Source organism: Streptomyces sp. NPDC085596 (assembly GCF_044541565.1).
Classification (GTDB): Bacteria; Actinomycetota; Actinomycetes; order Streptomycetales; family Streptomycetaceae; genus Streptomyces.
In genome coordinates this window covers 23,847-50,108 of the sequence record NZ_JBITTC010000009.1, presented here as the reverse complement: position 1 = coordinate 50,108, position 26,262 = coordinate 23,847, and the positions used below count along the sequence as shown (strand labels likewise).

Here is a 26,262-nt window from a genome sequence, read left to right as displayed (position 1 = left end):
GGCGAACGGGCGGCACGCCCGTGATCACCGTACCCGCGCCCCGTGCCCGCACCGCTCACCGGCACCGCCCCACACCCCCGGGCGGCCACCGGAAGGACGCGGTCGGCCCATGGCCGCCCAGGGTGGACGGCAACACCCATCCCGACCGGATACCCTTTGACCAGACACGCGACCCATCCCACAACAGCACACGCGGCCGAGGAGTCACCCGGATGAGCACCACCCAGAGCGAGAGGCTGCGAGAGCTGCTCGAACCGCTCGTCACCTCCCAGGGGCTGGATCTCGAGGAGATCGCCATCGACTCCGTCGGACGCAAGCGGGTGCTGCGCGTGGTCGTCGACTCCGACACCGGGGCGGACCTGGACCGGATCGCCGATGTGAGCCGTGAGCTCTCGGCGAAGCTCGACGAGACCGACGCGATGGGCGACCAGGCGTACGACCTGGAGGTCGGCACCCCCGGCGCCGAGCGCCTCCTCACCGAACCCCGTCACTACCGGCGTGCCGTGGACCGGCTGGTTAAGTTCCAGCTGGCCGACGACGACGAGATCGTCGCGCGCATCCTGAGCGTGGACGACGAGGGTCTGGACCTGGAGGTTCCCGGTGTGAAGGGCCGCAAGGCCAAGAACCGCCGGCTCGGTTTCCCGGAGATCGCCAAGGCGCGGGTGCAGGTCGAGTTCAACCGCAAGGACAAGGCGGACAAGACGGACATGAAGGAAGAGGAGGAGGCGTAGCCGTGGATATCGACATGAGCGCCCTGCGGGGCTTGGTCAGGGAGAAGGAGATCTCCTTCGACCTGCTGGTCGAGGCGATCGAGTCGGCCCTCCTCATCGCGTACCACCGTACCGACGGAAGCCGCCGCCACGCGCGCGTGGAGCTGAACCGGCAGACCGGTCATGTGACCGTGTGGGCGAAGGAGGACCCCGAGGACGTCGAGGAGGGGCAGGAGCGCCGCGAGTTCGACGACACCCCCTCCGGGTTCGGCCGGATCGCCGCCACCACCGCCAAGCAGGTCATCCTGCAGCGGCTGCGCGACGCGGAGGACGACGCCACGCTCGGCGAGTACGCCGGCCGCGAGGGCGACATCGTCACCGGCGTGGTCCAGCAGGGCCGCGACCCGAAGAACGTGCTCGTGGACATCGGCAAGCTGGAGGCCATCCTGCCGGTGCAGGAGCAGGTCCCCGGCGAGACCTACCAGCACGGCATGCGGCTGCGTTCCTACGTGGTCCGCGTCGCCAAGGGCGTGCGTGGCCCCTCGGTCACGCTCTCCCGCACCCACCCCAGCCTGGTGAAGAAGCTCTTCGCCCTGGAGGTGCCGGAGATCGCGGACGGCTCGGTGGAGATCGCCGCGATCGCCCGCGAGGCCGGCCACCGCACCAAGATCGCCGTACGGTCCAACCGTTCGGGCCTGAACGCCAAGGGTGCCTGCATCGGCCCGATGGGCGGCCGGGTGCGCAATGTGATGGGCGAGCTGAACGGCGAGAAGATCGACATCGTCGACTGGTCGGACGACCCGGCCGAGATGGTGGCGAACGCCCTGTCACCCGCTCGGGTGAGCAAGGTCGAGGTCGTCGACCTCGCCGCCCGCTCCGCCCGGGTCACCGTGCCGGACTACCAGCTGTCGCTGGCGATCGGCAAGGAAGGGCAGAACGCCCGGCTCGCGGCCCGGCTCACCGGCTGGCGCATCGACATCCGGCCGGACACCGAGCAGGTCACCGACTAGCTCACCGCCCCGTTCACCACACTGCAACTGTTCGACCTCTACCCCAACGGGGTGAGGTCGGTACGGGGAGGTAGACTTAGCCGTGTCTGGCCGGACGCACACCCGAGCATGCCCTGAACGCACCTGTGTGGGGTGTCGGAAGCGGGCGGCCAAGAACGATCTACTGCGGATCGTGATGATCGAGGACGCCTGCGTCCCCGATCCTCGCGGTACGCTGCCCGGCCGGGGTGCTTATGTACACCCGGCACTGGTCTGTCTGGACCAGGCGGTTCGCCGCCGGGCGTTCACGCGGGCACTGCGCGCCCCGCGAGCGCTCGACACAAACGCGTTGCGCCGATACGTCGAGCAGACAACAGTTGCCGAGCAGGCAACACCGTAAGAAGTGCCGTCCGGAGCGCCGTGGCGGCCTGGTACCTCGCGAGTCGAAAGCAGGTCGAGATTGCGATGAGCACTCGATGAGTACGCGATGAGTACGCCCATGAACTAGCGACGGTCCGGCTTCACCCGGACCTCAAAGGAGCGAAGTGGCTAAGGTCCGGGTATACGAACTCGCCAAGGAGTTCGGTGTCGAGAGCAAGGTCGTCATGGCCAAGCTCCAGGAACTCGGTGAATTCGTCCGTTCGGCGTCTTCGACGATCGAAGCGCCTGTCGTACGCAAGCTGACCGACGCCTTCCAGGGCGGTGGCAACGGCAAGTCCGCCGGCAAGCCCGCCCCGCGCAAGGCATCCCCCAAGCCCGGCGCGCCCTCCCCGGCGCCGGCTGGGGGCACCTCCCACGCCGCCAAGGCCGTGGGGGACGGGCCGTCCGCCCCGAAGCCGGGCGCCCCCAAGCCCGCCGCGCAGCAGCCCGCTGCCCCGGAGGCTCCCTCGGCTCCCGCGCCGGCCACTCCCGGCCCGCGTCCGGTGCCGGGTCCCAAGCCCGCGCCTCGCCCGGCCCCGGCCGCCCCGGAGTTCACCGCTCCGCCGGCCGCCCAGGCTCCGCAGGCTCCCGCCGCGCAGGCTCCCGCCGCGCAGGGTCCGCGTGCCGGTGGCGCCCGCCCCGGCGCTCCCAAGCCCGGTGGTGCCCGTCCGGCCACTCCCGCTCAGGGTCAGGGTCAGGGTCAGGGCCAGTCGGGCCGTCCCGGCCAGGGCGCTCCGCGCTCCGGTGGCCAGGCCCCGCGTCCCGGCGGTCGTCCGGCCGGTCCCCGTCCGGGTAACAACCCCTTCACCTCCGGTGGCTCCACCGGCATGGCGCGCCCGCAGGCGCCCCGTCCGCAGGGCGGTCCCCGTCCGGCAGGCGGTCCCGGTGCCCCCGGCGCCGGTCCCCGTCCGCAGGGTCCGGGTGCCCAGGGTGGCGGTCCGCGTCCGCAGGGTCCGGGCGGTCCCCGTCCGGCGCCCTCCGGCATGCCCCGTCCGCAGGGTGGTCCGCGTCCCGGCCCGGCCGGCCCGCGTCCCAACCCCGGCATGATGCCGCAGCGTCCCGCCGCGGGCCCGCGTCCCGGCGGCGGTGGCCCCGGTGGCCGCGGTCCCGGTGCCGGCGGTCGTCCCGGTGGTGGCGGCGGCGGTCGTCCGGGTGGCGGCGGCTTCGCCGGCCGTCCCGGTGGCGGTGGCGGCGGCTTCGCCGGTCGTCCCGGTGGTCCCGGTGCCGGTGGCGGTGGCGGCGGTTTCGCCGGTCGTCCCGGTGGTGGCGGCGGTGGCCGTCCCGGCTTCGGCGGTCGTCCCGGTGGTCCCGGTGGCCGCGGTGGCACGCAGGGCGCCTTCGGTCGTCCCGGTGGTCCCGCGCGTCGTGGTCGCAAGTCGAAGCGGCAGAGGCGCCAGGAGTACGAGGCCATGCAGGCCCCGTCCGTCGGCGGCGTGATGCTGCCTCGCGGCAACGGACAGTCCGTCCGTCTGTCCCGCGGTGCGTCCCTCACCGACTTCGCGGAGAAGATCGGCGCCAACCCGGCGTCGCTCGTCGGCGTGATGATGAACCTCGGCGAGATGGTCACTGCCACGCAGTCCGTCTCCGACGAGACGCTGAAGCTCCTCGCGGACGAGATGAACTTCGTCCTCGAGATCGTCAGCCCCGAGGAGGAGGACCGCGAGCTGCTCGAGTCCTTCGACATCGAGTTCGGCGAGGACGAGGGTGGCGAGGAGTTCCTCGTCGCGCGTCCGCCGGTCGTGACCGTCATGGGTCACGTCGACCACGGTAAGACCCGACTGCTGGACACCATCCGCAAGACGAACGTCGTCGCGGGCGAGGCCGGCGGTATCACGCAGCACATCGGTGCGTACCAGGTCGCGACCGAGGTCAACGGCGAAGAGCGCAAGATCACCTTCATCGACACCCCGGGTCACGAGGCGTTCACCGCCATGCGTGCCCGTGGTGCGAAGTCGACCGACATCGCGATCCTGGTCGTCGCGGCCAACGACGGTGTCATGCCGCAGACGGTCGAGGCGCTGAACCACGCCAAGGCGGCCGACGTGCCGATCGTGGTCGCGGTCAACAAGATCGACGTCGAGGGTGCCGACCCGACCAAGGTGCGCGGTCAGCTGACCGAGTACGGTCTGGTGGCCGAGGAGTACGGCGGCGACACCATGTTCGTCGACATCTCCGCCAAGCAGGGCCTCAACATCGAGAGCCTGCTGGAGGCCGTGGTCCTCACCGCGGACGCCTCGCTCGACCTGCGGGCCAACCCGGAGCAGGACGCGCAGGGTATTGCGATCGAGTCCCACCTCGACCGCGGCCGCGGTGCCGTCGCGACCGTCCTGGTGCAGCGAGGCACCCTGCGGGTCGGCGACACCATGGTGGTCGGCGACGCGTACGGCCGTGTCCGCGCGATGCTCGACGACAAGGGCGAGAACGTGGAAGAGGCGGGTCCCTCGACCCCGGTCCTCGTCCTCGGTCTCACCAACGTCCCGGGCGCCGGCGACAACTTCCTGGTCGTCGACGAGGACCGCACGGCGCGTCAGATCGCCGAGAAGCGGGCGGCGCGCGAGCGCAACGCCAACTTCGCCCGCCGGGGTGTCCGGTTCTCCCTGGAGAACCTGGACGAGGCCCTCAAGGCCGGTCTGGTGCAGGAACTCAACCTCATCATCAAGGGCGACGCGTCCGGTTCGGTGGAGGCTCTCGAGTCCTCGCTGCTCCAGCTCGACGTCGGTGAAGAGGTCGACATCCGTGTCCTGCACCGCGGTGTGGGTGCGGTCACCGAGTCGGACATCAACCTGGCGACCGGCTCCGACGCCATCGTCATCGGCTTCAACGTCCGCGCTGCGGGCCGCGCGGCGCAGATGGCGGAGCGCGAGGGCGTCGACGTCCGGTACTACTCGGTGATCTACCAGGCCATCGAGGAGATCGAGGCGGCCCTCAAGGGCATGCTCAAGCCGGAGTACGAGGAGGTCGAGCTCGGCACGGCGGAGATCCGCGAGGTCTTCAAGTCGTCCAAGCTCGGCAACATCGCCGGTGTCCTGGTCCGCTCGGGCGAGGTCAAGCGCAACACCAAGGCGCGCCTCATCCGCGACGGCAAGGTCATCGCGGAGAGCCTCAACATCTCCGGGCTGCGTCGCTTCAAGGACGACGTCACCGAGATCCGCGAAGGCTACGAGGGTGGTATCAACCTCGGAAACTTCAACGACATCAAGGTCGACGACGTCATCGCGACGTACGAGATGCGCGAGAAGCCGCGCGCGTAACGCTGCGCTGCGCGTCGGCCGATGGGACCTCCGGGTTCCGTCGGCCGGCGCCGTCACCTGGGGGCTCCGCCCCCGGACCCTCCTTCAGCCGGGGGTCCGGGGGCGGGGCCCCCAGGCGGGACCGCAGCTCACGGTGCCGTAAACCCTGTCGAGCCATCGGCGGGTAAGCGGTACCGTTCTTGGTGTCCCCGGCCATACGGACGAGGGGCCACCGATCCCGTACCGGCGGGTTAACCGGTTGCACATGTACGTGGGGACTCTGTCCTTCGACCTCCTCCTCGGCGACGTCCACTCGCTGAAGGAGAAGCGCTCCGTCGTCCGCCCGATCGTCGCCGAACTCCAGCGGAAGTACTCCGTGAGCGCGGCCGAGGTGGACCATATGGACCTGCACCGGCGAGCGCTCATCGGCCTCGCCACGGTGTCCGGCGACGCGGCGCACCTCACCGACGTACTGGACCAGTGCGAACGGCTGGTCGCCGCCCGCCCCGAAGTGGAGCTGCTGTCCGTGCGACGGCGCTTCCACGGCGACGACGACTGACCACGAAAACGCGAGAAGAAGAAAGAACGGGAGACGGACCAGTGGCCGACAACGCTCGGGCGAAAAGGCTGGCGGACCTCATCCGCGAGGTGGTGGCCCAGAAGCTGCAGCGGGGGATCAAGGACCCGCGGCTCGGCTCGCACGTCACCATCACGGACACGCGGGTCACGGGTGACCTGCGGGAGGCGACCGTCTTCTACACGGTCTACGGCGACGACGAGGAGCGGGCGGCCGCCGCCGCGGGCCTGGAGAGCGCCAAGGGCATCCTGCGCTCCGAGGTCGGCCGCGCGGCCGGAATCAAGTTCACGCCGACCCTGGCCTTCGTCGCGGACGCCCTGCCGGACACGGCCCGCAACATCGAGGACCTCCTCGACCGGGCACGGCAGTCCGACGCCCAGGTGCGCGAGGCGTCCGCGGGCGCCCCGTACGCCGGTGGCGCGGACCCGTACCGCAAGCCGGAGTCCGACGACGAGACGGACGACACCGCCGAATGACAGCCAAGCCCACCCCGCCCGACGGCCTTGTCATCGTCGACAAGCCGTCGGGCTTCACCTCGCACGACGTGGTCGCCAAGATGCGCGGGATCGCCCGGACCCGCCGCGTGGGCCACGCCGGCACCCTCGACCCCATGGCCACCGGTGTCCTCGTCCTCGGTCTGGAGCGCGCCACCAAGCTCCTCGGGCACCTCGCCCTGACCGAGAAGGAGTACCTGGGCACCGTCCGGCTCGGCCAGAACACCCTCACCGACGACGCCGAGGGGGAGATCAGCTCCTCCGCCGACGCCTCCAAGGTGACCCGCGCGGCGATCGACGCCGGTGTCGCCAAGCTGAGCGGCGACATCATGCAGGTGCCGTCCAAGGTCAGCGCCATCAAGATCGACGGCGTGCGCTCCTACAAGCGGGCCCGTGAGGGCGAGGACTTCGAGATCCCGGCCCGCCCGGTGACCGTCTCCTCCTTCACGGTGTACGACGTCCGGGACGCCGTCGCCGAGGACGGCACCCCCGTGCTCGACCTGGTCGTCTCCGTGGTGTGCTCCTCCGGCACCTACATCCGCGCCCTCGCCCGCGACCTGGGCGCCGACCTGGGCGTCGGCGGCCACCTCACGGCGCTGCGCCGGACGCGGGTCGGCCCGTACAAGCTGGACTCCGCCCGGACCCTGGACCAGCTCCAGGAGGAGCTGACCGTGATGCCGGTCGCCGAGGCCGCCTCCGCCGCGTTCCCCCGCTGGGACGTGGACGCGGGGCGCGGCCGGCTGCTGCTGAACGGCGTCCGGCTGGAGATGCCCGAGGTGTACGCGGGCGTGGGTTCGGTCGCGGTCTTCGACCCCGAGGGCCGGTTCCTCGCGCTCGTCGAGGAGCAGAAGGGCAAGGCCAAGAGCCTCGCCGTCTTCGGCTGACCGGGCCTCCTCCGGAACGCCACGGGTGTGCCCGTGGAGCGGCGGTCACGGGGTACGTGCCACACCCGCCGCTCCACGGTCCCCCCTCGGTTCCCCCACCCCTGACGTCTATCCACTTCACCCCGCCGATTCACCCGTCCGGACGGGCGCTCGGAGTGAACCGGGGGAGCGGAAGGGGGCGCTTTCGTCCCACGCCCTGTTCCCGTGATCATCACGCGCCTACCGTCGAGATGAAACGCGAGTGCAGGCGGGTGCATGGGTGGGGAGGCAGGCGATGGCGGAAGAGGGGCCGCGAACGGGGAGCGGTGACGGGACGGCGGCCGTGGTGCTTACCCGGGCCGAGCCGTCCGACCGGTCCGAGCGTTCCGGCGACTGCGCGGACGCCCTGGTGCAGATCCGCGACCTCTCCGGGCGCCCGCGCGGCACCGGCTTCCTCGCCGACCACCACGGCACCCTGCTCACCAGCCACGAGGCCGTCGAGGGCCTGACCCAGCTGGTGCTGCGCGCGGCGGACGGGCGCACTCGCGTGGTCGACGCCGAGGCCGTCGTCCCGCTGCCGCGACACGGGCTCGCGCTCGTCCGCACCGAGAACCTGGGCGTGGCCCCGCTGCCGCTGACCGTGCGCGAGCGGATCGAGGCGGGCACCTACGTACGGATCGCGGCAGGAGGCTGGCGCGAGGTACGGGTGCTCACCGCCGTACCGGCGGCCTACCCCGCCGAAGGCCGCAGCCAGGTCATCGCCGACGCGCTGGAACTCGCGCTCGGCACCGCCGCCCGCGACGCGCTCCGCCCCGGCGGCGGTACGACCGGCGGCCCCGTCCTGGACGCCCGCACCGGCGCGGTCCTCGGCGTCCTCGGCGCCACCCTGCGCTCCGCCGTACGGGACTCCGGCTTCGCCGCCCCCGTACGCCCGCCCGGCGAGGCGGACCCCGCGCTCACCGCGCTGCTCGCCCGCAACGCGACCACCGTCCCGGCCTACGGCGCCGACCTCAACCTCGCCGGAGTCCTCCAGCTGTGCGCCGCCTCCGTCAGCCAGGACGGCCCGCCCGGCACCCTCACCGGACTGGCCGGCGTTGTCGAACGGGCATCGGTGGAGCGGGAGTTGGCCGACTTCATGGAAGGGTCGCACGCCGTGCTCGCCCTCACCGGCGACCCCGGCAGCGGCCGTACGACCGAGCTGGCGGCGCTCGCTGCCCGGCGTCGGCGGAGCGACGCCCCGGCTCCCACGCTGTGGCTGCGCGGAGCCGACCTCCAGGACACCGACGACTCCGTGGCCGACGCGGTCCGACGGGCGCTGGAGCGGGCCGCGCCCGTCGCCGCCGCCTCCGGTCCCGGCCGCCCGGCCGGCCTCGGCGAGATCGACCCCGAGCGGCCCGCCGCGCTGGCCGCGCGGGAGGGGCGCCCGCTCCTGCTGTGCCTCGACGCCCCCGAGGAGATGCCGGCCGCCCTGCTGCCCGAGTGGGCCGGGGGCACCGCCGACTGGCTGCGCGCCACCGGAGCCCGGCTGGTGCTGGCCTGCCGGGACGAGTTCTGGGAGAGCGCCGCCGGAATGTCCCCCGCGCGCCTGCGTCTGACGGGGCTCACCCGGCAGGAGGCCCGCGCGGCCCGCTCCCGGCACGGCATCCCCGACGGCGCCCTCACCGACGCCGACGCCCGGCATCCGCTCGCCCTGCGCCTGCTGTCCGAGGTGCGCGCCGCGCTCCCGGCCGACGCGCCCATCGGGCCCCTGGACCGGCACGACGTCTTCGCCGCCCACCTCGACCTGATGTGCCTGCGCGTCGCCGAGCGGCTCGCGGCCGCCAACGGCCTCGCCGACACCGCCGTACGACGCCTCGCCACCAGAGTCGCCGGTCAGGTGCACGAGGCCGCCCGGCGCGCCCTCGGGCATGGGCAGGGCGCGCTGGACCGGGAGACCTTCGAGGCCGTCTTCCCGCACGGGCGCGCCCCGGCCCGGCTCGGCGGGGCCACCGGGTGGGCGTCCGCAGTCCTCGCCGAGGGGCTGCTGATCCGCTCCGGGAGCGGCTACCGCTTCGCGCACGAAGAGTTCGCCGACTGGGTCCAGGGCACGCATCTCGACCTGGACGAGGCGCTGCACGTACTGGTCCACCGCCCGCACGCCGAGCGCCCGCCCGGGGTGCTGCCGGTGCCGCACCACCGGATCGGGCCCGTCGTCCAGGCCCTGCTGCTCCTCGGCCGCCGCCGCGGACCCCGCCAACTCGCCTTCCGGCTGCGGGAGCTGGCCGACGCCCTCGATCTGGACCCGGCCTCCTGGTGGGCCGCCCGGCTGCTCACCCGGACCCTGCTGCGCACCCCGGACGCCCTGCCGTACCGCGAGGTGCTGCGCTTCCTCGCCGACCGCATCGTGGCCTGGCGGCGCGCGGGCCAGACCGTGCCCGCCGAGTTCGGGCCCGCCTTCTGGACCGCCCTCGCCCTGCCCGACGCCGAGCGGTTCGCCCTGCTGCGGCGGCTGGTACTGGCGGACCCGGCCGTGCCCGAGGGCGTGGGGGAGCGGTACCTGGACGCGGTGGCCCGGCTGCTCGCCGCCGACCCGGCCGCGGGCCAGCCCCACCTCACCCGCTGGTTCGAGGACGAGTGCCCGCTGCCCGCCACCCCGCACGCCACCGTGGCCACCGCCGCCCAGGCCCTGCTGCACACCCATCGCCACGGCGCGCTCGACCACCTCACCGAGGCCCTGATCGACAGCGGCCACCGCAGAGCCGTGGAACTGCTCGCCGTCCTCGCCGAGGACGAGCCCTCCGCCGCCTGCCGTGCCGTCGACCGCTGGGCCCACTACGAGGACCCCGACCACCGGGCCACCGCCCTGGTCCTCGCCCGCCGCACCGCACCCCACGCCGGCACCCCCGCCGACCACACCCTGCTGCGCCGCGCCGCCCAGGCCCTGCTGGCCCGCCCTGCCGACCGCGCCCTGCACGGCGGTGCCCTGGCCCTGCTGGCCGTCGACCCGGTCAGCCGCGACCAGCACCTGCCACGGGCGCTGCGCCACTTCACGGCCGGCGACAGCGGGCTGCCGCCCACCGCCCTCCTCCCGGCCCTGGCCACCCACCCCGACACGGTGCTCGACGCCTTCCGGGCCCGGCTGCGGCGCGGCCCGGACCCCGCCCGCGCCCTGCGCGCGCTGGCCGACGTCACCGATCCGGCGCTCGCCCGCCGCGTCGCCGTCCTGGTCCGGGAGACGGTCGCGCCCCGCCCGGAGACCGCGCCCCTCGTCGCCGAGTACGTCGACCGCCGCATCGGTCACGGCCCCACCGCGCGCGCCGAACTGCTGCCCCTGCTCACCGGGCTGCTCGGCAAGGGCTTCGAACCGGTCCGCGCCGCCCTCGCCGCCGTCCTCGTCGCCCCCGGCACCCCGGCCACGACCCCGCTGCGCCGCGAACTGCTGGACCTGCTGCTCGCCCATGAACGGGACCCGGACGTCCTGGTCGCGGTGCTGCGCGCGGCCGCCGCCCTCCTGGACAGCGACGGCGACGGCGCGGACCCGTCGGCGGAGGAAGCCCGGGGGCTCGTCCACCGCACCGCCCGCCTCCTCGGCCGTACCCCCGAGGGCGGCGACCACCGTCTGACGGGCCTCGTCCGTGAGCTGCCCGGCTTCGCCGCCCGGCTCGCCCGCTGGCTGACGGAGGCGCCGGACGACTGGGCCGCCGTCGTCGGCCCCGGCGTCCGGCGTGCGATCGAGGAGCGGGCCGGGACACCCGTACCCGCGTGAGCAGGGGTTTTCGGCGTGCGCCCGGTCACAGGGGGCGTACCGATGCGGAGCCCGGTGACCCGGCATGGCACTCTTGGACCTGCACAAGAGTCAGACACGGACACGGGTTCGAGGAGCGGTCACAGTGCAGCGCTGGCGTGGCTTGGAGGACATCCCTCAGGACTGGGGGCGCAGCGTCGTCACCATCGGGTCCTACGACGGTGTCCACCGCGGCCACCAGTTGATCATCGAGCACGCCGTCGACCGCGCCCGCAAGCTGGGCGTCCCGGCCGTCGTGGTCACCTTCGACCCGCACCCCAGCGAGGTCGTGCGGCCCGGCAGCCACCCCCCGCTGCTCGCCCCGCACCCGCGCCGGTGCGAACTGATGGCGGACCTCGGGGTGGACGCGGTGCTCGTACTGCCCTTCACCCCCGAGTTCTCGCAGCTGTCCCCGGCCGACTTCGTCGTCAAGGTCCTGGTCGACAAGCTGCACGCCAAGGCCGTCGTGGAGGGCCCGAACTTCCGCTTCGGGCACCGCGCGGCCGGCACCGTGGACTTCCTCGCCGAACAGGGCCGGGTCTACGACTTCGAGGTGGAGATCGTCGACCTGTACGTCACCGGCGAGGCGGGCGGCGGCAAGCCGTTCTCGTCCACGCTGACCCGCACCCTGATCGCCGCGGGCGATGTCGCCGGGGCCCGCGAGATCCTGGGCCGCCCGCACCGGGTGGAGGGCGTGGTCGTCCGGGGCGCCCAGCGCGGCCGCGAACTCGGCTTCCCCACCGCCAACGTGGAGACCCTGCCGCACACCGCCATCCCCGCCGACGGCGTCTACGCCGGATATCTGCGCGCCCAGGGCGAGACGATGCCCGCCGCGATCTCGGTCGGCACCAACCCGCAGTTCGACGGCACCGAGCGCACCGTGGAGGCGTACGCCATCGACCGCGTCGGCCTCGACCTGTACGGGCTGCACGTCGCCGTCGAGTTCCTCGCCTATGTGCGCGGCCAGGCGAAGTTCGACTCGCTGGAGGGCCTGCTGGAGCAGATGGGCGCGGATGTGGAGCGGTGCCGGGAGATCGTGGCCGCGGACGCGTAGTTCTTTCGCAAGTCCCGCAAGGGAAAGGGCGGCCGGTGCGCTGAGCACCGGCCGCCCTTCGCCGTCTTTGGCTACTGCTGCGGGGGCGCCTGCGGGGGCTGCGCCTGGGGCGGGCCCGGGTACGGCGGGTACTGCGGGTGGCCGGGGGCGGCCTGCGGGTGGCCGGGCTGCGGCGGGTACGGCTGGCCCTGCGGCTGCTGCGGATACGGCTGGGGCGGGTACGACTGCTGGCCCGGTACGAACGGCTGGCCGGGCTGCTGCGGATACGGCTGGGGCGGGTACGACTGCTGGCCCGGTACGAACGGCTGGCCGGGCTGCTGCGGGTACGACTGGGGCGGGTACGGCTGGCCCGCACCCTGCTGCCCCGGCATCGGCGGAGCCGCGACCGGAGGCGGGTTGCCGTCCCTGGTCCACAGCCCGTGCGCCTGCTGATGCCGTACGAAGTCCTCGGCGACCATGGCCGCGAGCGTGAAGTACGCCTCCCGCACCTTCGGCCGCATCATGTCGAGGTTCACCTCGGCACCGGCCGACAGATGCTCGTCGAACGGCACCACGACCACACCCCGGCACCGCTGCTCGAAGTGCGACACGATGTCATCGACCTTGATCATCTTGCCGGTCTCGCGGACCCCGGAGATCACCGTGATCGACCGGGAGACCAGGTCGGCGTAGCCGTGCGCGGACAGCCAGTCCAGCGTGGTGCTGGCGCTGCTCGCGCCGTCCACCGAGGGGGTGGAGATGATGATCAGCTGGTCGGCGAGGTCCAGCACCCCGCGCATCGCGCTGTACAGCAGACCGGTGCCCGAGTCGGTCAGGATGACCGGGTACTGCTTGCCGAGCACGTCGATCGCGCGCCGGTAGTCCTCGTCGTTGAACGTGGTCGAGACGGCCGGGTCGACGTCGTTGGCGATGATCTCCAGACCCGAGGGCGCCTGCGAGGTGAACCGCCGGATGTCCATGTACGAGTTCAGATGCGGGATCGCCTGCACCAGGTCACGGATGGTCGCGCCGGTCTCCCGGCGCACCCGGCGGCCGAGCGTGCCCGCGTCCGGGTTGGCGTCGATGGCGAGGATCTTGTCCTGCCGCTCGGAGGCCAGGGTGGAACCCAGCGCGGTGGTCGTGGTCGTCTTGCCGACCCCGCCCTTGAGGCTGATCACCGCTATCCGGTAGCAGGACAGCACCGGGGTGCGGATCAGCTCCAGCTTGCGCTGCCGCTCCGCCTCCTCCTTCTTGCCGCCCAGCTTGAACCGGGACGCGGCCGTCGCCGGGCGTCCACTGCGCGTCTTCTGCCGCTTGTTGTTCACCAGCCGGTCGGAGGACAGCTCCACGGCCGCGGTGTAACCAAGCGGCGCGGCACCCGGATGCGTCGGCTGCCGCTGGTCGTGCTGCACGGGCTGCGGCCACGCGGCACCGGCACGCGGGTCGGGTGCCTGCCCCTCCGGCCCCTGCGGGAAGCCGTAACCGGCGGGCGGGGCAGGGGGGTTGGGAGGCTGCGGGGAGCTGGTCTGCTGCTGGGGGAAGCCGTAGCCGGGGGGTGGGGTGGGGCCGGCCGGGGGCTGCTGGGGCACGCCCTGCTGCTGCGGGAAACCGTACGAGGGCGGCTGAGCGGGGTCCGCCGGGGGCTGCGGGGAGCTGGTCTGCTGTTGCGGGAAGCTGTAGCCGGGGGGCGGGGTGGGTCCCGTCGGGGGCTGCTGGGGCACGCCCTGGTGCGGCGGGAAGCCGTAACCGGGCTGCTGGGCGGGCGGGTTGGGCTGGGCGGTGTTCGGGAAGCCGTAGCCCGGCGCGGGGTTGGGAGCGGCCGGGGGCGGCTGCGGGGCGCCCTGCTGGGGCGGGAAGCCGTAACCGGGCGCGGGAGCGGGCGGGTTGGGGCCCGTGGGCTGCGCGGGGGCGCCGGACTGGTCCCAGGCGGCGGGTGCGGGCTGCGGCGGGAACGGCGGCTGCTGCGGGGGCACCGGCGCCTGGTCCTGCGCGGGCGCGTGCGGCGGCTGACCCGGCATGGGGCCGGCCTGCGCGGGCCACTGCGCCGCCGGGGCGGGCGCGGCGGGCTGGTACGACGGGGGCAGCGGGGGGACGCCCTGCTGCGGGACGGGCGGGGGAGTCCAGGCGGGGGCCTCGGGAGCCGGGGCCTCGGCGGCCGGTGCCTCCGGGGCGTCCTCGCTCCCGGTCTCGGCTTCCGGGGCTTCGGCCTCCTGCGCGGAGTCCTCGGTGGTGTCCTGCTCCGCGTCGTCCTCGGCGGGGTCGTCCTGAGGGGACTCCGCCTCGCCGGTGGCCGCGCCGTCCTCGTCCTCGGTCTCAGCGGCGGCGCTCGGCCGGTCGTCGGCGTCCTCGGCCGCGTCGGCGCCCGGCGCGCCCTCGGCATCCTCGCCGTCCTCGCCGTCCTCGGCATCCTCGTCGTCGGAGTCCGGCGCCCCGGCCTCCGCCGCCTCGCGCTCCGCGATCTCCCGCTTCAGCGCCGCGGCGGAGAAGCGCATGGTCGCGCCGCTCTCCAGGTCCCCGTTCTCCGGCTCGGGCTCCGGGGCGGCGGGCGCCGGAGCATCATCGGACCGCGGCGCTTCGACCCCCGTGGGCAGCGGCGGCGCCGGAACGGGGCTGCCGACCGGCGGCGCGGGCGGGCCCGACGGGGCGGGCTGCGCGTACGGCGCACCGGGACCGCTCGCCGGGGCAGGCGGCGTGAACGGCGCACCGGGCGCGGGCGGCGTCGCGGGGAACGGCGGCACCAGCGCCGGAGCGGGCTCACCGGAACCGTTCGTACCGTCGCCGGCCGGGGCACCCGACGCACCCGAGCCGACCGGAGTCGCAGGAGAGCCACCGGACGACGACGCGTTCTGCGTGTACCAGGCGGGCGGCGCGTAGTCGATGGTGAACTCGCCCGTGTTCTCGACGGCCGACTCCGCGTCGGGCTGGTCGTCGTCGGGTGTGGCCCAGCCCCCGCGCATACCGTCCCGATCGCTGCTCACAGTTCCTCCTGGTGTGGTCGAGCACTTTCATCGCGTGCCGGGGCGACCGGGTCGAGTGACAGCCCGGTCCACCGGCCCTCCCCCCAGGGACGGCGCCCGTCCACAGGTTTCGGCAACGCGCCCGCTCCCAGCCTAATCACCACGAGTCTCACCCCGGCAGGCCCGGTTCACCCTCGGAACGCTCAAAACGCGAACAAAGCGGGCGGGAAAGGTCCGTTCAGTCCATCCGGCGCGGGTTGCCCAGCAATCCGATCTCGGCGTCGGTGGGCTGGGTCAGCACATACTGCCGGTCCCGGTCGGTGCACCACAGGGTGACCCCGTCGGGCAGCCCCGGCAGCGACTCCACCTCGGCCCGCGACAGCCCCATCGTGCGCCCCAGCTCGGCCGCCTCGTCCGGCGAGACCCGCTGGATGCCGGTGAGCCGCGCCTGCCGCAGCAACCGGGGCGCGACCGGGCTGAGATACGGCAGCAGCGTCACCACCGACTGCCAGGGCCCCGCCGCCACCCGCCCGCGCGGCGGCCGCATCCCGCAGTCCCGCACCACCAGCACCGGCGTGCCCGCGGACGCGCCCTGCGGCGGCACCCGGCCCACGTCGTACACCGAGAGCCCGTTCTGCCCGCCGCCCATGGCATGCACCATCTGCATCCACGACTGCGGCCTGCCGGTCTCCACCGCGACCCGCGCGCCCGTCGCCGCCGTGCGCAGCGCCAGCACCTGGGCCGTCCACAGGCCGCCGATCAGCACCACGTCGTACGGAGTGGGCCGGTTGACGCCCAGCACCGCCGGACGCCCCTCGGTGTCCACCCCGGCCACGACCCCGTCGTCCCCGATGGGCAGCGCCAGCGCGTCCAGTTCGGCGGCGGGCAGGAGGTGCCGGCCGTGCCGGGGGCCGATCAGCCCGAACCCCTGCCGCAGCCGCTCCCCGGCCCGGCGCAGCCCGGACCCCGCCCGCGTCGCCTCCGCGTCCGGAGCGTCGGTCGCCTGTGTGCTCGTCATCGCGCGCCTCCCAGCGGCAACGTGGCCAGCATGCCCGGCAGTTGCTCACGGTCCAGCCGGGCGAGACCCGCACCGGCATGCCGGGCCGCACCTTCCAGCGAACGGCGCGCGGCCACGAGTTCCTCGTCACTGCGCCCCGTCACCCGCAGATGACCGGTCAGCGACACCTCCTGGCGCTCAGCCCGCGAGAGCGTGAGGCTGAAGGTGGTGGCCAGCGCCGGAGTCGCCGTGACCAGCGCGACGAACTGCGGCAGCGTCTCGCCCCGTTCACCGCCCAGCCGGGGCCAGCGCCTTATCCAGTACGTGGTGTGCCGACGGTTGTCACAGCGCCAGCCCCGCCCCGACTCCTCGGTGCGCCGCTCGCGCCGCTCACCGCGCCCGGCCTCGGCCGTGACCAGCGGGTTGGCGCAGGCGGAGGTGGCGAGCGCGCCGATCAGCTCCTCCTCGTCGAGGATGGTCGCCCGCATGCCCGCGCCCGTCAGCCGGCTCGCCAGATGGTCCGCGACCCGCGCGAGGCACTTCTGCGCCCCCGCGAGCCCGCCCCCGCGCGCGGCCACCGCCTCCGCGCACAGCTCGGGATCGAGCTTCAGCGCGATCCAGGTGATCCGCACCGCCGGAGCGCCCGTCTGCTCCTGGAGCGGAAGGTAGTTGGCGACGGCCACCGACTGCTGGGGCAGATGCAGCGCGGGCGCGGGCTGGGTGTGCAGCACGACCTGGGCCGACTCCAGCCGGATGCCGTCGACCTCCAGCGCGTCCCGCACCAGGGCCAGCGGCAGCGGCTGGCGGTTGCGGTCCGCGCGCAGCGCCGTCGCGTCGGCCTCCACCTGGAGCACGGCGGTGAGGAACGTGCCGTCACCGGCCATCCCGACCGGCCGCCGGTCCCGTACCCCGTACGAGTAGGTCCGCAGCGCGGGCTCGCATTCGAGCGCGGGCACCAGCGCGGGCTCCGTACCCGGCGGAACGGGTGTGTTCCTGGCGCGCTGTTGACGCGCCCTCAACGCACGCGCGGTGACCAGCCATTCGGGCAGCGTGCGCCCCCGGCGGCGCACCACGGCCAGCAGTACCAGCGCCACCGCGACCAGCGCGGCGGGCACCAGCGCGAAGGGCGAGATCACCCAGCCGACGACCAGGACGGCGACGGCCAGCTCCAGCAGTACGAGCCGTTGCAGGCGAAACGATCCGACCTGCCCTCCCGTCGTCCGGAAGTGGGCCCCGCCGGGCGCCGTCGGAGCCTGCGGCCCCGCCGGACCGCCACCCGGCTCCGGCTCGGGCGCGCGCGGTTCCTCGGCCCGCGCCCGGCCCCGCAAGCGCGACCGCGTACCGGAAGCCATCACCGAATCCCCCCGTATCACTCACAACTCACAGGTCCCGGCATCCCATTCGGGCCCCTCGAAGGCCCCGGTACCCTACCCGCTCCACCAGCACCGGCGGCCACCATGCATAGTAGAGGGCCGGTCTGACATCGCGGCGCGGGACCGGTGCCCGCCACTGCGACAACGGGGAGAAGCAGGCACTTATGGCATCACGGCGGGATGAACTCAACGCCTACACGTTTGCGAAGAGGCGCACCCTCGCGGCCTTCCTCCAGCCCTCGCCGTCCGGGTCCGAGGAAGGCGCCCCCAAGCCGCTGCGCGCCGTCGTACCGACCATGGTCGCGGGCGCGCTGACCCTGGCCGTCTTCGGCGCCTGGGGCATGTTCCAGCCCACCGCCCCCTCCGGCTGGGACGAGCCCGGCACCCGTGTCATCGTCGGCAAGCAGTCCACCACCCGGTACGTCGTCCTCAGGACCGGCAAGACGAACCGGCTGCACCCGGTGCTCAACCTCGCCTCCGCCCGCCTGCTGATGAACGACGCCGGTTACCAGGTCATCCAGGTCAGCGACAAGATCCTCGACTCCGGCAAGCTGTCGCGCGGCCCCATCCTCGGCATCCCCTACGCCCCCGACCGGCTCCCCGCCGCCGACGACGCGGGCACCGCCAAGCGCTGGGCCGTGTGCGACCAGCCCGGCGGCAAGGGCGAGACCGTCCAGCAGGCCACCTTCGTCCTCGCCCACCGCGACGCCCCCAGGACGGACGGCGCGGGCCGCCTCGACGGCGGCGACGTGCTCTACGTCAAGACCCGCACCGGCGCCCGCTACCTCGTCGACGCCCACGGCACCGCCTACGCCCTCACCGGCACCGAGGCCGACCCGCTGACCAACGCGCTCGTCGGCAGCCGCCGGCCCCAGCTCGTCACCAAGGAATGGCTCGCCACCCTCCACCAGGGCGCCCCCATCCGCTTCCCCCAACTCCCCGCGGGCGTCGGCACCCCGGCCCAGGTGCCCGGCCAGCTCGCCCCCGAGGAGAACAAGGTCGGCATGGTCCTGCGGACCGAGACCGGCGAGGGCACCAAGTACTACGTCGTGCTGCCCGGCAAGGTGCAGCCCGTCAGCGACTTCACCGCCTGGCTGCTCATCACCTCGCCCCAGACAGCCAAGCTGGACATGAACGGCGAGGCCCGCACCGTCGGCCTCCAGGACTTCACCGCCGACCCCGCCCCCTTCGCCGGGCAGCCCGCCGACTGGCCCCAGCAGCGCGCGAACCAGGTCAACGCCGCCGACTCCAGCTCCGGCCGCGACACCGTGTGCAGCGTGCTCCGCGAGGTCTCCGGCGACAACACCACCACCCTGAGCACCTGGGCCGGCAAGGACTACCCGGCCGAGATCACCGCCGACGGCACCAGCACCTACGTCACCCCCGGCACCGGAGAGCTCTACACCCAGAGCCAGGGCACCGCGACCACCGCGGGCGGGCTCTTCCTGGTCACCGACACCGGTCTGCGCTACGCCGTCCAGAACAACGGCGACAGCGACAGCCGCACCTCCGACATCGGCGCCCAGGACAAGAAGTCCTCCGACGGCACCCCCGAGCCCAGCGAGGCCCAGGTCAAGCTCGGCTACGAGAACGTCCGGCCCGCCAAGGTGCCCGCCGACTGGTCCGAACTGCTCGCCAAGGGACCCCGCCTCGACACCAACGGCGCCCGCCAGCCACAGGGTTCGTAACAGCACGTTCCACGCGACGACAACACGATGAGGAGCGCCGTAGGAGTGCTGCCCGCGAAGGCAACCCTGCTGACCGCCGCCGTACTGCTGACCACCCTCGGCACCGCCCCGCCCGCGCCCGCCCTCCACCTGGACGGCAGCGGCGAGTGCACCTTCCCCGCCAAGACCGTCAAGGGCACCCCCTGGTCGCTCCAGCGCGTCCTGCTGGACGAGCTGTGGCGCGGTACCGACAAGGGCAAGGGCGTCCGGGTGGCCGTCATCGACACCGGCGTCGACACCAAGAACCCCCAGCTCGCCCCGGCCGTCGACAAGGCGCTCGGCCGCGACTTCCTGACCAAGGGCAAGGGCGCCGACCCCACCGACGACCAGGTCGGACACGGCACCAAGGTCGCCGGCATCATCGCGGCCCGCCCCCGCGCGGGCACCGGCTTCGTCGGCCTCGCCCCCAACGCCACCATCATCCCGATCCGGCAGAACGACGCCCAGAACACCGGCGACTCCGACTCGATGGCCCAGGCGATCGACCACGCCGTGGCCAGGGGCGCCGGCGTCATCAACATCTCCCAGGACACCACCAAGCCGCTCTCCGGCACCTCCGCCCTCGCCGGGGCCGTACGCCGGGCCATCGCGCGCGGGGCCGTGGTCGTCGCCTCCGCCGGCAACGACGGCCTCGACGGACAGGTCAAGAACACCTACCCGGCCGCCTTCCCCGGCGTCCTCGCCGTCGCCTCCTCGGACCGCAACAACGAACGCGCCGCCTTCTCCCAGGCCGGCTCCTTCGTCGGCGTCGCCGCCCCCGGCGTGGACATCCTGTCCACCGTCCCCGGCGGCGGCCAGTGCACCGACAACGGCACCAGCTTCTCGGCCCCCTTCGTCGCGGGCGTCGCCGCCCTCCTCAAGGAGAAGCACCGCGACTGGAGCCCCGCCCAGATCGTCACCCGCATCGAGCAGACCGCCGAACGCTCGGTCAACGGCCACGACAACTTCGTCGGCTGGGGCGTCGTCGACCCCGTACGCGCCGTCCAGGACTCTGACCTCGCCGCCGCGCCCGCCAGCCCCACGCCCGACCCCGGCCTGTCCAAGGCCCCCGTGCCCGATGTGGCCCCCTTCTCGCTGGCCGAGTCCCCCGAGGAACGCGACCGGCGCTACGCCACCTACGTGCTCGGCATCGCCGTCGTCCTCGTCGCCGTCATCGCGGGCACGGCCATCGTCACGCGCGACCTGCGCCGCCGTCACCGAAAGGACCCCACAGCGTGAGCTTCGGCCCGCCCGCGTCCATCTACACCGAGTCCGCCCAGTCCGCGGACAAGATCCGGACCAGACGCCGCAGACGCCTGCTGGGCGGAGCCGCGGCGGTCGTGGCGGCCGCCGCTCTCGTCATCGGAGCGGTGGCCCTCTGGCCCGCTTCCGGCGACGACCCGAAGAACGCGGCGGCAGAGGTGAAGCAGGCGTCTGACGAGGTGCGCGAGACGCACGAGAGGACGCCGAGTTCCCCCGAGGGCGAGCTGAGCGTCCAGCACAACGAGGAGAAGCTCACCTCGGACACCCGCTACGGCCCCGGCCTGTGGGCCACCGAGAAACTCGCCGTACGCGGTGTGGCCACCCGCCTGGAGGGCTACAAGATCGCACCCGGTTACGACGAGACGGCCTGGTCCCTCGAACTCGACGGCCACATCTGCGCCACCAGCCGGGACATGACGGCGGACCATCGCACCGCCGTCGTCATCCAGCCACCCCACAGCGGTGCCTCGGCCGGCAAGGGCGTCTGCGACGAGGTCGTCCTCGTCGACCTGGACACCGGCAAAAAGCTGTGGCAGCGGAAGATGCCCGCCGCCGACTTCGCCTACGTCACCAACACCAACCTGGCGCTCACCAAGGGCGTCGTCGCCATCGCGTGGGGCCACGGCTCGGTCGCCTACGACATGGCGAGCGGCAGGAAGCTGTGGAACACCTCCACCGGCGCCGAGTGCCAGGACCAGGGGTACGCGGGCGGCCGCGCGCTGCTCGCCCTGGTCAAGTGCGGACAGTCCGGCGACGCCACCTACCGGGTGCAGAAGCTGGACGCCCGCACCGGAAAGCCCCGCTGGACCTACCAGGTCTCCAAGGGCGTCCAGGGGGTCTACCTGCCCTCCGCGGACCCGCCCGTACTGGCCGTGGAGGCCGGGGACATCGACGTCACCGACCTGATCACCCTCGACGGGGCCAACGGCCACCGGGCCGCCACCATCTCCATGAGCGGCTACGAGCCCCTGTGCGGCAGCGTCGGCCTCGCCGGCCCGTACTTCGGCGTGCTCGACAAGTGCCCCGGCCTGGTCGTCGGGCAGGACCGGCTCTACGTCATGTCCAAGGAGAGCACCGAGATCGACCAGCCCGCCGACCGCATCGTCGCCTTCGATGTCGAAAAGGGCACCACGGCGGGCAAGTTCGAGGGGCGGCCCTTCCAGAACGTCGTCCCGCTGCGCGCCGACGGCGACGACCTGGTCCTCTACCGCCGCAGCATCGACACCGTCCAGCCCGCCGCCGTGGTCGCGTGGAACTCCCGTACGGACAAGGAGACCCCGTACCTCCTCTTCCACCTCCCGGAGGACGACGAGGGCGCCCTCAGCGACCCGGAGCGGACCCAGATCGCGTACGAGCACGGGCATGTCTTCTTCGCCCGGCGCGAGATGGAACGCGACGACAAGGAGGCGAAGAGCCCTGTGCTTTCGGTCCTGGGCGTGGGGCCGGCGGGGTTGAAGCACTGAGGTGACGCGAGAAGGCGGGAGGACCCCAGGGGCCCTCCCGCCTACTTCTGAGCTGTGCGCGCCTCTACTCGGAGGCAGCCTTACGCTCTCGCTCGGCCTCCTCGATGGCCGCGAGCCCCCCGTTGTGCTCCGTGGGCTTCAGGTCGAACTCCCCGTCGCGCGCGCCGAGTACGAAGGCACGCCACTCGGCCTCGGTGTAGCGCAGCACGGTCTCGGGTTCGAGCGAGGACCGCATGGCCACGGCGCCGTCGGGGAGATAGGCGATCTCCACCCGCTCCTCGTGCTCCTCGGCGCCGGGCGCGCAGTGCCATTCGACGCCGGAGATGTCGAGGGCGTACAGCTCGTCGCGCTCACGATCCTTGCGCGCCTTCATCTCCTCAGCCGTCTCCGTCATGACGCGGCGACCCCTTTCCGACGTTTCAACGCTCTGTGGTGACAGTAGCCGTCACGGTACCGGTAGCCGGAACTCCCGTATCTGGACTTTGCAGTTGGAAGGGCCAGACGAAATGACTAGAGTGGCTGCGGGTGCCACGACTGTGGTACCGCACGGGGGCGGTGCGACGCTGCGGCCACGCGGCGCGTGAACACGCAGCAGGTCTTGCCCGCCAGGACCGCCGGAACTTCGGTTCCGGCGGACCCGTCGCGGTGGTGAAGGTCACCGTCGCAGCAAGAGGAGGGCAAGAACGTATGGCTTCGGGCGTTGACCTCAGCGCACACGCGCTCACCGGACTGGCTAACGACATCCGGGACTTCCACCACCAGGTGAGCGAGCGCGTGACGTCCCTCAACCGGGTCGTCGACATGATCCAGGCCGGCTGGAAGGGTGCGGCGGGCAAGGAGTTCGACACCGTCCAGCAGGGCGTGAACAAGAACCTCAAGAAGCTCCAGGACGACCTCGTCGACCTGGAGGAGGCGATGCGGGCGAGCGTCGGCGGGTTCACCGACCAGGAGCAGGAGCGGATCTCCGACATCCGCAAGGTCGACAACTCCTACCAGGTCACCAGCCGCATCACGGACCTCGCCTGATCCTCAGGCCCGCATCCACGAGGGAGAGACGCATGAGCTACGCAGGAGACCGCACCGCGGTCAATTACGACACCGTCACCCAGGCCGCCAGCGACGTCCGCAACACGGCCAAGAACCTGTCCGAGCAGCTGGAGACCCTCATGCGCCGGGTCAAGGCCGTCGCCGAGACCTGGGAGGGCGAGGCGAAGACCGCCTACGCCGACATCCAGCGCGACAGCAACGAGCAGATGGACCAGATGACCCACAAGCTCGCCCGCATCGCCAAGCTCCTCGACGACTCGGTCGTCGGCTACCAGGACACGGACCAGGGCAACGCGGCCCGGTTCCGGATGCTGATGGGCTGAGTCCGGCTGGGACTCGTTGAAGGGGCGCCACGCATCTCGCGTGGCGCCCCTTCGGCTCTCACCCGAAAGAGGCGGGCTCAGTGTGGACCGTAGACCCCGGAGATCGCCTCCGGCGCCCCCTGCGAGAGGCCGGTCCCCTGACAACCGAGCTGCTGGGCAACGCTCTTGGCGGCGGCGTTGGCGACGATCATCTGGTTGTCGGCTGCTTCCTTGCCCGAGAGCTTGACCTTGCTTTCGCGTTCCAGCCTGGCGTTGACGATGATGTCCTTCTTCGGACTCGTCATCTGGCAATGGAAGTAGATGGAGGACACCCGCTCTTCGGACGCCGCGGAGGCCCCGGTCCGGTAGTACGTAGAAGTCTTCTCGGACTCAGAGTTCGCCTTCAAAATGATCACAGCCTCCCGGAAGTAGACGGTGACGAGTTGCCCTCCTCCGGCGGCCGGCCGCAGAAGGCAGTTCGGTACCCCCATCGTTTCGAATGCGCCCACCTCTCCGTCCGACGCACGGAGCGTTGCAAGCGCCTCCTTCGGTTCCGACCCTTGGTCACTGAAACGTTCCATTCCCGTGATCTTGGTCAGGGCGGACTCCACTGAAGGATCGTGGGCAAACTTCCCGCAAGCTTCCCCAGCCCGGATTCCGGAATCAGCCGTGGTGTCGGCGCTGCATGCCGTAACAAGACATAGCAGAGCGATGCCCACCGTTGCGAAGTTGAACCTGTGCAGCATCAGTCATCCTTTTTGTACGGGTCGGGCAGGTCTGAATCGCCGAAGCGGAGGCGACCGTTGTAGACCACGGACTCAAGGTCCTCGCGGATGGCATTCCGGTTCTCGGTGCTCCACCCAGGGGCATCCGCGTAGGCTTCGGCGGGCATGAGGGAACGCTCCTGCCCCTGCTTCAGCGCGTTCGCAGCAAGGTCGTCATAGTTCTTCTTGAGTTCCTTGTCCATGCTGTTGGCGTGCGATTCGGAAGCCTCGTCCGTGTACATGCCCAGGCCGCTGACCACGGCGCTTCCCACAGTATCGGCGATCACTGGAATGAAGGGACCAGCTGCTCCCTCGGTGGCAATGGCGATTCCCCCACCCACCACCGCCTCCGTGCCGAACTTGATCCATTCAGTGGATTGGGCAATCGCCTTCTTCTTCTCTTCCGAGTCTTTTTCATAGTCCTGATCGATCTGCCCCATGCGAGAGTGATCCAGGATCCCGTGGGTCTCGGCTCCGATACGCAAAGTAGTGTGAGCGTCGGCCAGGTCGGTCATCTTGAGCTCCGCCGATCCGGGTTCGGGGCCAACGACACCCAAGGTGTGCGCGGTGTACACGGACTGCGCAGCGGACAGTAGGGCATGTCCTTCCTTGCCCTGGGACACGATGCTCAGGTAGTTGACGGCGTCGCTGTTGTTGAAGAGCAGCTTGTCGTTGAAATCTGCCCCGAACCGGGAATCGCCATTAGGTAGCTTGGCTCCGAACGGTGAATTCTCAACCGCACGTGTGGAGTCCCAGCTCCCCTGCTCCAGCGAGCGATTGAACTCATCGATGTACGCACTGCCGATCTTGCCCAGGCTGTCCGAGATCCCCTGCTCGTGCGAGAACTTGGGATCGCTGCCGTAGAAGCCCACGATCTTCTGGACGACCTTGGCGTTGTCCAGAGTCCGTGTGTCCTTGAGGCCCTCGGCCGGCGCGTCGTAAGCGTGCCCGGTCGCCGCGGATTCCAGGGCGTGACCGAGGCTGTCGTAGCCGTACTTGGTGCCGTAGCCGTCCTTGTACGTGTCCTCGACCCACGCCCGGTCCTTCGTGAAGTACTTGAAGGCGTCGACGGGCTTGTGGTCTCCGTGACCGTCGGAGGGAACGTCGATCTTGCTGTTGAAGAAGTCGGTGGACGCCTTGGAGTTGTGCCCCAGCGCCTCCATGAAGCCGGCCATGGGATCACGGCCGAGATCCTTGCCGTCCCAGTTCAGGTGAGGCGGCATTCCCAGGCCGGCGTTCCAGACCTGGCCCGGCCGCAGCGCGCCGTCGTGCGTCATCTTGCGCTCCGCGACCGTGACAGCGCTGCCGTAGTCCTTCAGGAACTTGGTGTCGAAGGAGCCGTGGCGCATCAGGTTGCTCATCACCTGGAAGCCGTAGGCCGACGTACCGCGACTCTGCACCACATCGGTCCCGGAACTGATGACGTCCGACTTCCAGCGCTCCATCGCAGGGCTGTGCGAGTGGCTCGCCTCGGCCAGCGTCATGCTCCAGTTCTGCTGGAGCTCCTTGATCTGCTTCGGATGGTCGAGCGCGAGACGTGAGCCGTCGGACGGGTCTCCCATGTCGACCCAGTAGTCGAGATTTCCCTTCACCCCGACCTCGAGAGCGAACCGCTCGGCGAAGTACGCGTCACCCTTGTTGTCCGTGAAGTACTTGTTCAGGCGCGCGATCTCCTCCGAGGAGGCTCCGTCCCCCTTGGCGACGAGCTTTGCCGCGGCTTTGGCGTCCTCGGCGTCCTGGACGTGGGCCGCCTGTTTCAGGGAGCGGTACTCCGTGCCGGAGAAGTTGTTCTCGTCCTTGCCGGTAAGGGTGCGCAGGGCACGGGACGCGGTCTCGTCCGCCTCGGTGGCGGCGGACACGGCCTCCTTGATGCCGGCGCGAACGCGGTCGAACTCACCCTCCTCCGGCTTCGGGCCGGCGTAGCCCTTCGGCCGGCGATCGGGGTGGACGAGGTAACTCACCGTCCCGTCCGGGTCGATACGGATGCCCTGCCCGGGAGCGTCGTCGACGATCTTCTTGAGTTTGTCCTTGGCGGACTTGAACTCGTGATGCGCGTCCCGAAGGATGTTCCGGATGCTCTCGGCTTCCTTGGCCGCGTCGCCGAACTCCTTGGCGGTCTTCTTGATGAAGGGGCGGGTGACGCCGGCGTTCTGGCCCTTCCAGTCCGCTTTCTCCGCCTTGCGCTGCATGCCGTTCTCGGCCTTCTCCTGCAGCGTCTTCAGCTTCTTGACGGTCTCCGACCAGTCGTCCACGGCGTCCTGCATGCTGCCCAGGCGGGCATGGAGGAGATCGTCGAACGCGACCATGCTCA

General features: G+C 71.9%; 20 protein-coding genes. 14 read left to right on the top strand and 6 right to left on the bottom strand.

Translation table 11 applies throughout. The features are described from left to right. Positions 1 to 212: 212 nt before the first annotated feature. The 9 genes from rimP (at position 213) to ACIGA3_RS24350 (ending at position 12,100) form a co-directional block, all read left to right on the top strand. Positions 213 to 731, top strand: coding sequence for a ribosome maturation factor RimP (gene rimP, locus ACIGA3_RS24390; protein ID WP_399719384.1), 519 nt, complete (start codon positions 213 to 215; stop codon positions 729 to 731). A 2-nt stretch (positions 732 to 733) separates the two neighbouring features. After that, complete coding sequence (gene nusA / locus ACIGA3_RS24385; RefSeq protein ID WP_399719382.1) at positions 734 to 1,720, top strand: transcription termination factor NusA; 987 nt, start codon at positions 734 to 736, stop codon at positions 1,718 to 1,720. 82 nt (positions 1,721 to 1,802) lie between these two features. Then, positions 1,803 to 2,099: a YlxR family protein gene (locus ACIGA3_RS24380; RefSeq protein ID WP_399719379.1), complete on the top strand. Its 297-nt coding sequence runs from the start codon at positions 1,803 to 1,805 to the stop codon at positions 2,097 to 2,099. 145 nt (positions 2,100 to 2,244) lie between these two features. Further along, positions 2,245 to 5,370, top strand: coding sequence for a translation initiation factor IF-2 (infB, locus tag ACIGA3_RS24375; RefSeq protein WP_399719378.1), 3,126 nt, complete (start codon positions 2,245 to 2,247; stop codon positions 5,368 to 5,370). A 244-nt stretch (positions 5,371 to 5,614) separates the two neighbouring features. Next, positions 5,615 to 5,908 (top strand): DUF503 domain-containing protein, encoded by a 294-nt coding sequence (locus tag ACIGA3_RS24370; RefSeq protein WP_030817206.1) that lies wholly within the window; start codon positions 5,615 to 5,617, stop codon positions 5,906 to 5,908. Between the two features lie 41 nt (positions 5,909 to 5,949). Beyond that, positions 5,950 to 6,402, top strand: coding sequence for a 30S ribosome-binding factor RbfA (gene rbfA, locus ACIGA3_RS24365; protein WP_399719376.1), 453 nt, complete (start codon positions 5,950 to 5,952; stop codon positions 6,400 to 6,402). Then, positions 6,399 to 7,304, top strand: coding sequence for a tRNA pseudouridine(55) synthase TruB (gene truB, locus ACIGA3_RS24360; protein WP_399719373.1), 906 nt, complete (start codon positions 6,399 to 6,401; stop codon positions 7,302 to 7,304). The genes rbfA and truB overlap by 4 nt, the downstream gene beginning before the upstream one ends. A 274-nt stretch (positions 7,305 to 7,578) precedes the next feature. After that, the gene (locus ACIGA3_RS24355; RefSeq protein ID WP_399719371.1) at positions 7,579 to 11,028 is read left to right on the top strand and encodes a trypsin-like peptidase domain-containing protein; all 3,450 of its coding nucleotides are present in this window, start codon (positions 7,579 to 7,581) and stop codon (positions 11,026 to 11,028) included. Between the two features lie 124 nt (positions 11,029 to 11,152). Beyond that, entirely contained in the window at positions 11,153 to 12,100 is a 948-nt protein-coding gene (locus ACIGA3_RS24350) for a bifunctional riboflavin kinase/FAD synthetase (RefSeq protein ID WP_399719368.1), read from the top strand. A gap of 71 nt (positions 12,101 to 12,171) precedes the next feature. Here ACIGA3_RS24350 and ACIGA3_RS24345 read toward each other — a convergent pair whose 3' ends face one another. From ACIGA3_RS24345 to eccE, 3 genes are all read right to left on the bottom strand, one after another. Then, the gene (locus tag ACIGA3_RS24345) at positions 12,172 to 15,057 is read right to left on the bottom strand and encodes an SCO5717 family growth-regulating ATPase (protein WP_399719365.1); all 2,886 of its coding nucleotides are present in this window, start codon (positions 15,055 to 15,057) and stop codon (positions 12,172 to 12,174) included. 217 nt (positions 15,058 to 15,274) lie between these two features. After that, the gene (locus ACIGA3_RS24340; protein WP_399719362.1) at positions 15,275 to 16,054 is read right to left on the bottom strand and encodes a hypothetical protein; all 780 of its coding nucleotides are present in this window, start codon (positions 16,052 to 16,054) and stop codon (positions 15,275 to 15,277) included. Next, positions 16,051 to 17,385: a type VII secretion protein EccE gene (gene eccE / locus ACIGA3_RS24335; RefSeq protein ID WP_399719360.1), complete on the bottom strand. Its 1,335-nt coding sequence runs from the start codon at positions 17,383 to 17,385 to the stop codon at positions 16,051 to 16,053. The genes ACIGA3_RS24340 and eccE overlap by 4 nt, the downstream gene beginning before the upstream one ends. A 185-nt stretch (positions 17,386 to 17,570) precedes the next feature. On the opposite strand from eccE, the gene eccB reads away from it, so the two are divergent. The 3 genes from eccB to ACIGA3_RS24320 are packed head-to-tail and all read left to right on the top strand — an operon-like array spanning position 17,571 to position 21,838. Continuing rightward, positions 17,571 to 19,094 (top strand): type VII secretion protein EccB, encoded by a 1,524-nt coding sequence (gene eccB, locus ACIGA3_RS24330; protein WP_399719357.1) that lies wholly within the window; start codon positions 17,571 to 17,573, stop codon positions 19,092 to 19,094. A gap of 27 nt (positions 19,095 to 19,121) precedes the next feature. Then, complete coding sequence (mycP, locus tag ACIGA3_RS24325) at positions 19,122 to 20,351, top strand: type VII secretion-associated serine protease mycosin (RefSeq protein WP_399719355.1); 1,230 nt, start codon at positions 19,122 to 19,124, stop codon at positions 20,349 to 20,351. Next, positions 20,348 to 21,838: a PQQ-binding-like beta-propeller repeat protein gene (locus ACIGA3_RS24320; protein WP_399719352.1), complete on the top strand. Its 1,491-nt coding sequence runs from the start codon at positions 20,348 to 20,350 to the stop codon at positions 21,836 to 21,838. Before mycP ends, ACIGA3_RS24320 begins: the two co-directional genes overlap by 4 nt. Before the next feature lie 64 nt (positions 21,839 to 21,902). Here the strand turns inward: ACIGA3_RS24320 and ACIGA3_RS24315 are convergent, their stop codons facing one another. Next, positions 21,903 to 22,232, bottom strand: coding sequence for a DUF397 domain-containing protein (locus ACIGA3_RS24315; protein ID WP_399719350.1), 330 nt, complete (start codon positions 22,230 to 22,232; stop codon positions 21,903 to 21,905). A 293-nt stretch (positions 22,233 to 22,525) separates the two neighbouring features. Between ACIGA3_RS24315 and ACIGA3_RS24310 the strand changes: the two genes are divergently transcribed. Continuing rightward, positions 22,526 to 22,864 (top strand): WXG100 family type VII secretion target, encoded by a 339-nt coding sequence (locus tag ACIGA3_RS24310; protein WP_161150876.1) that lies wholly within the window; start codon positions 22,526 to 22,528, stop codon positions 22,862 to 22,864. Between the two features lie 32 nt (positions 22,865 to 22,896). Continuing rightward, complete coding sequence (locus ACIGA3_RS24305; protein WP_399719347.1) at positions 22,897 to 23,208, top strand: WXG100 family type VII secretion target; 312 nt, start codon at positions 22,897 to 22,899, stop codon at positions 23,206 to 23,208. Positions 23,209 to 23,285: 77 nt separating this feature from the next. Here the strand turns inward: ACIGA3_RS24305 and ACIGA3_RS24300 are convergent, their stop codons facing one another. Then, positions 23,286 to 23,933, bottom strand: a complete 648-nt coding sequence (locus ACIGA3_RS24300; protein ID WP_399719344.1) for a hypothetical protein — start codon at positions 23,931 to 23,933, stop codon at positions 23,286 to 23,288. Continuing rightward, on the bottom strand, positions 23,933 to 26,257 hold the full coding sequence (locus tag ACIGA3_RS24295; RefSeq protein ID WP_399719341.1) for a hypothetical protein: 2,325 nt from the start codon (positions 26,255 to 26,257) through the stop codon (positions 23,933 to 23,935). Before ACIGA3_RS24295 ends, ACIGA3_RS24300 begins: the two co-directional genes overlap by 1 nt. Positions 26,258 to 26,262: the final 5 nt, after the last annotated feature.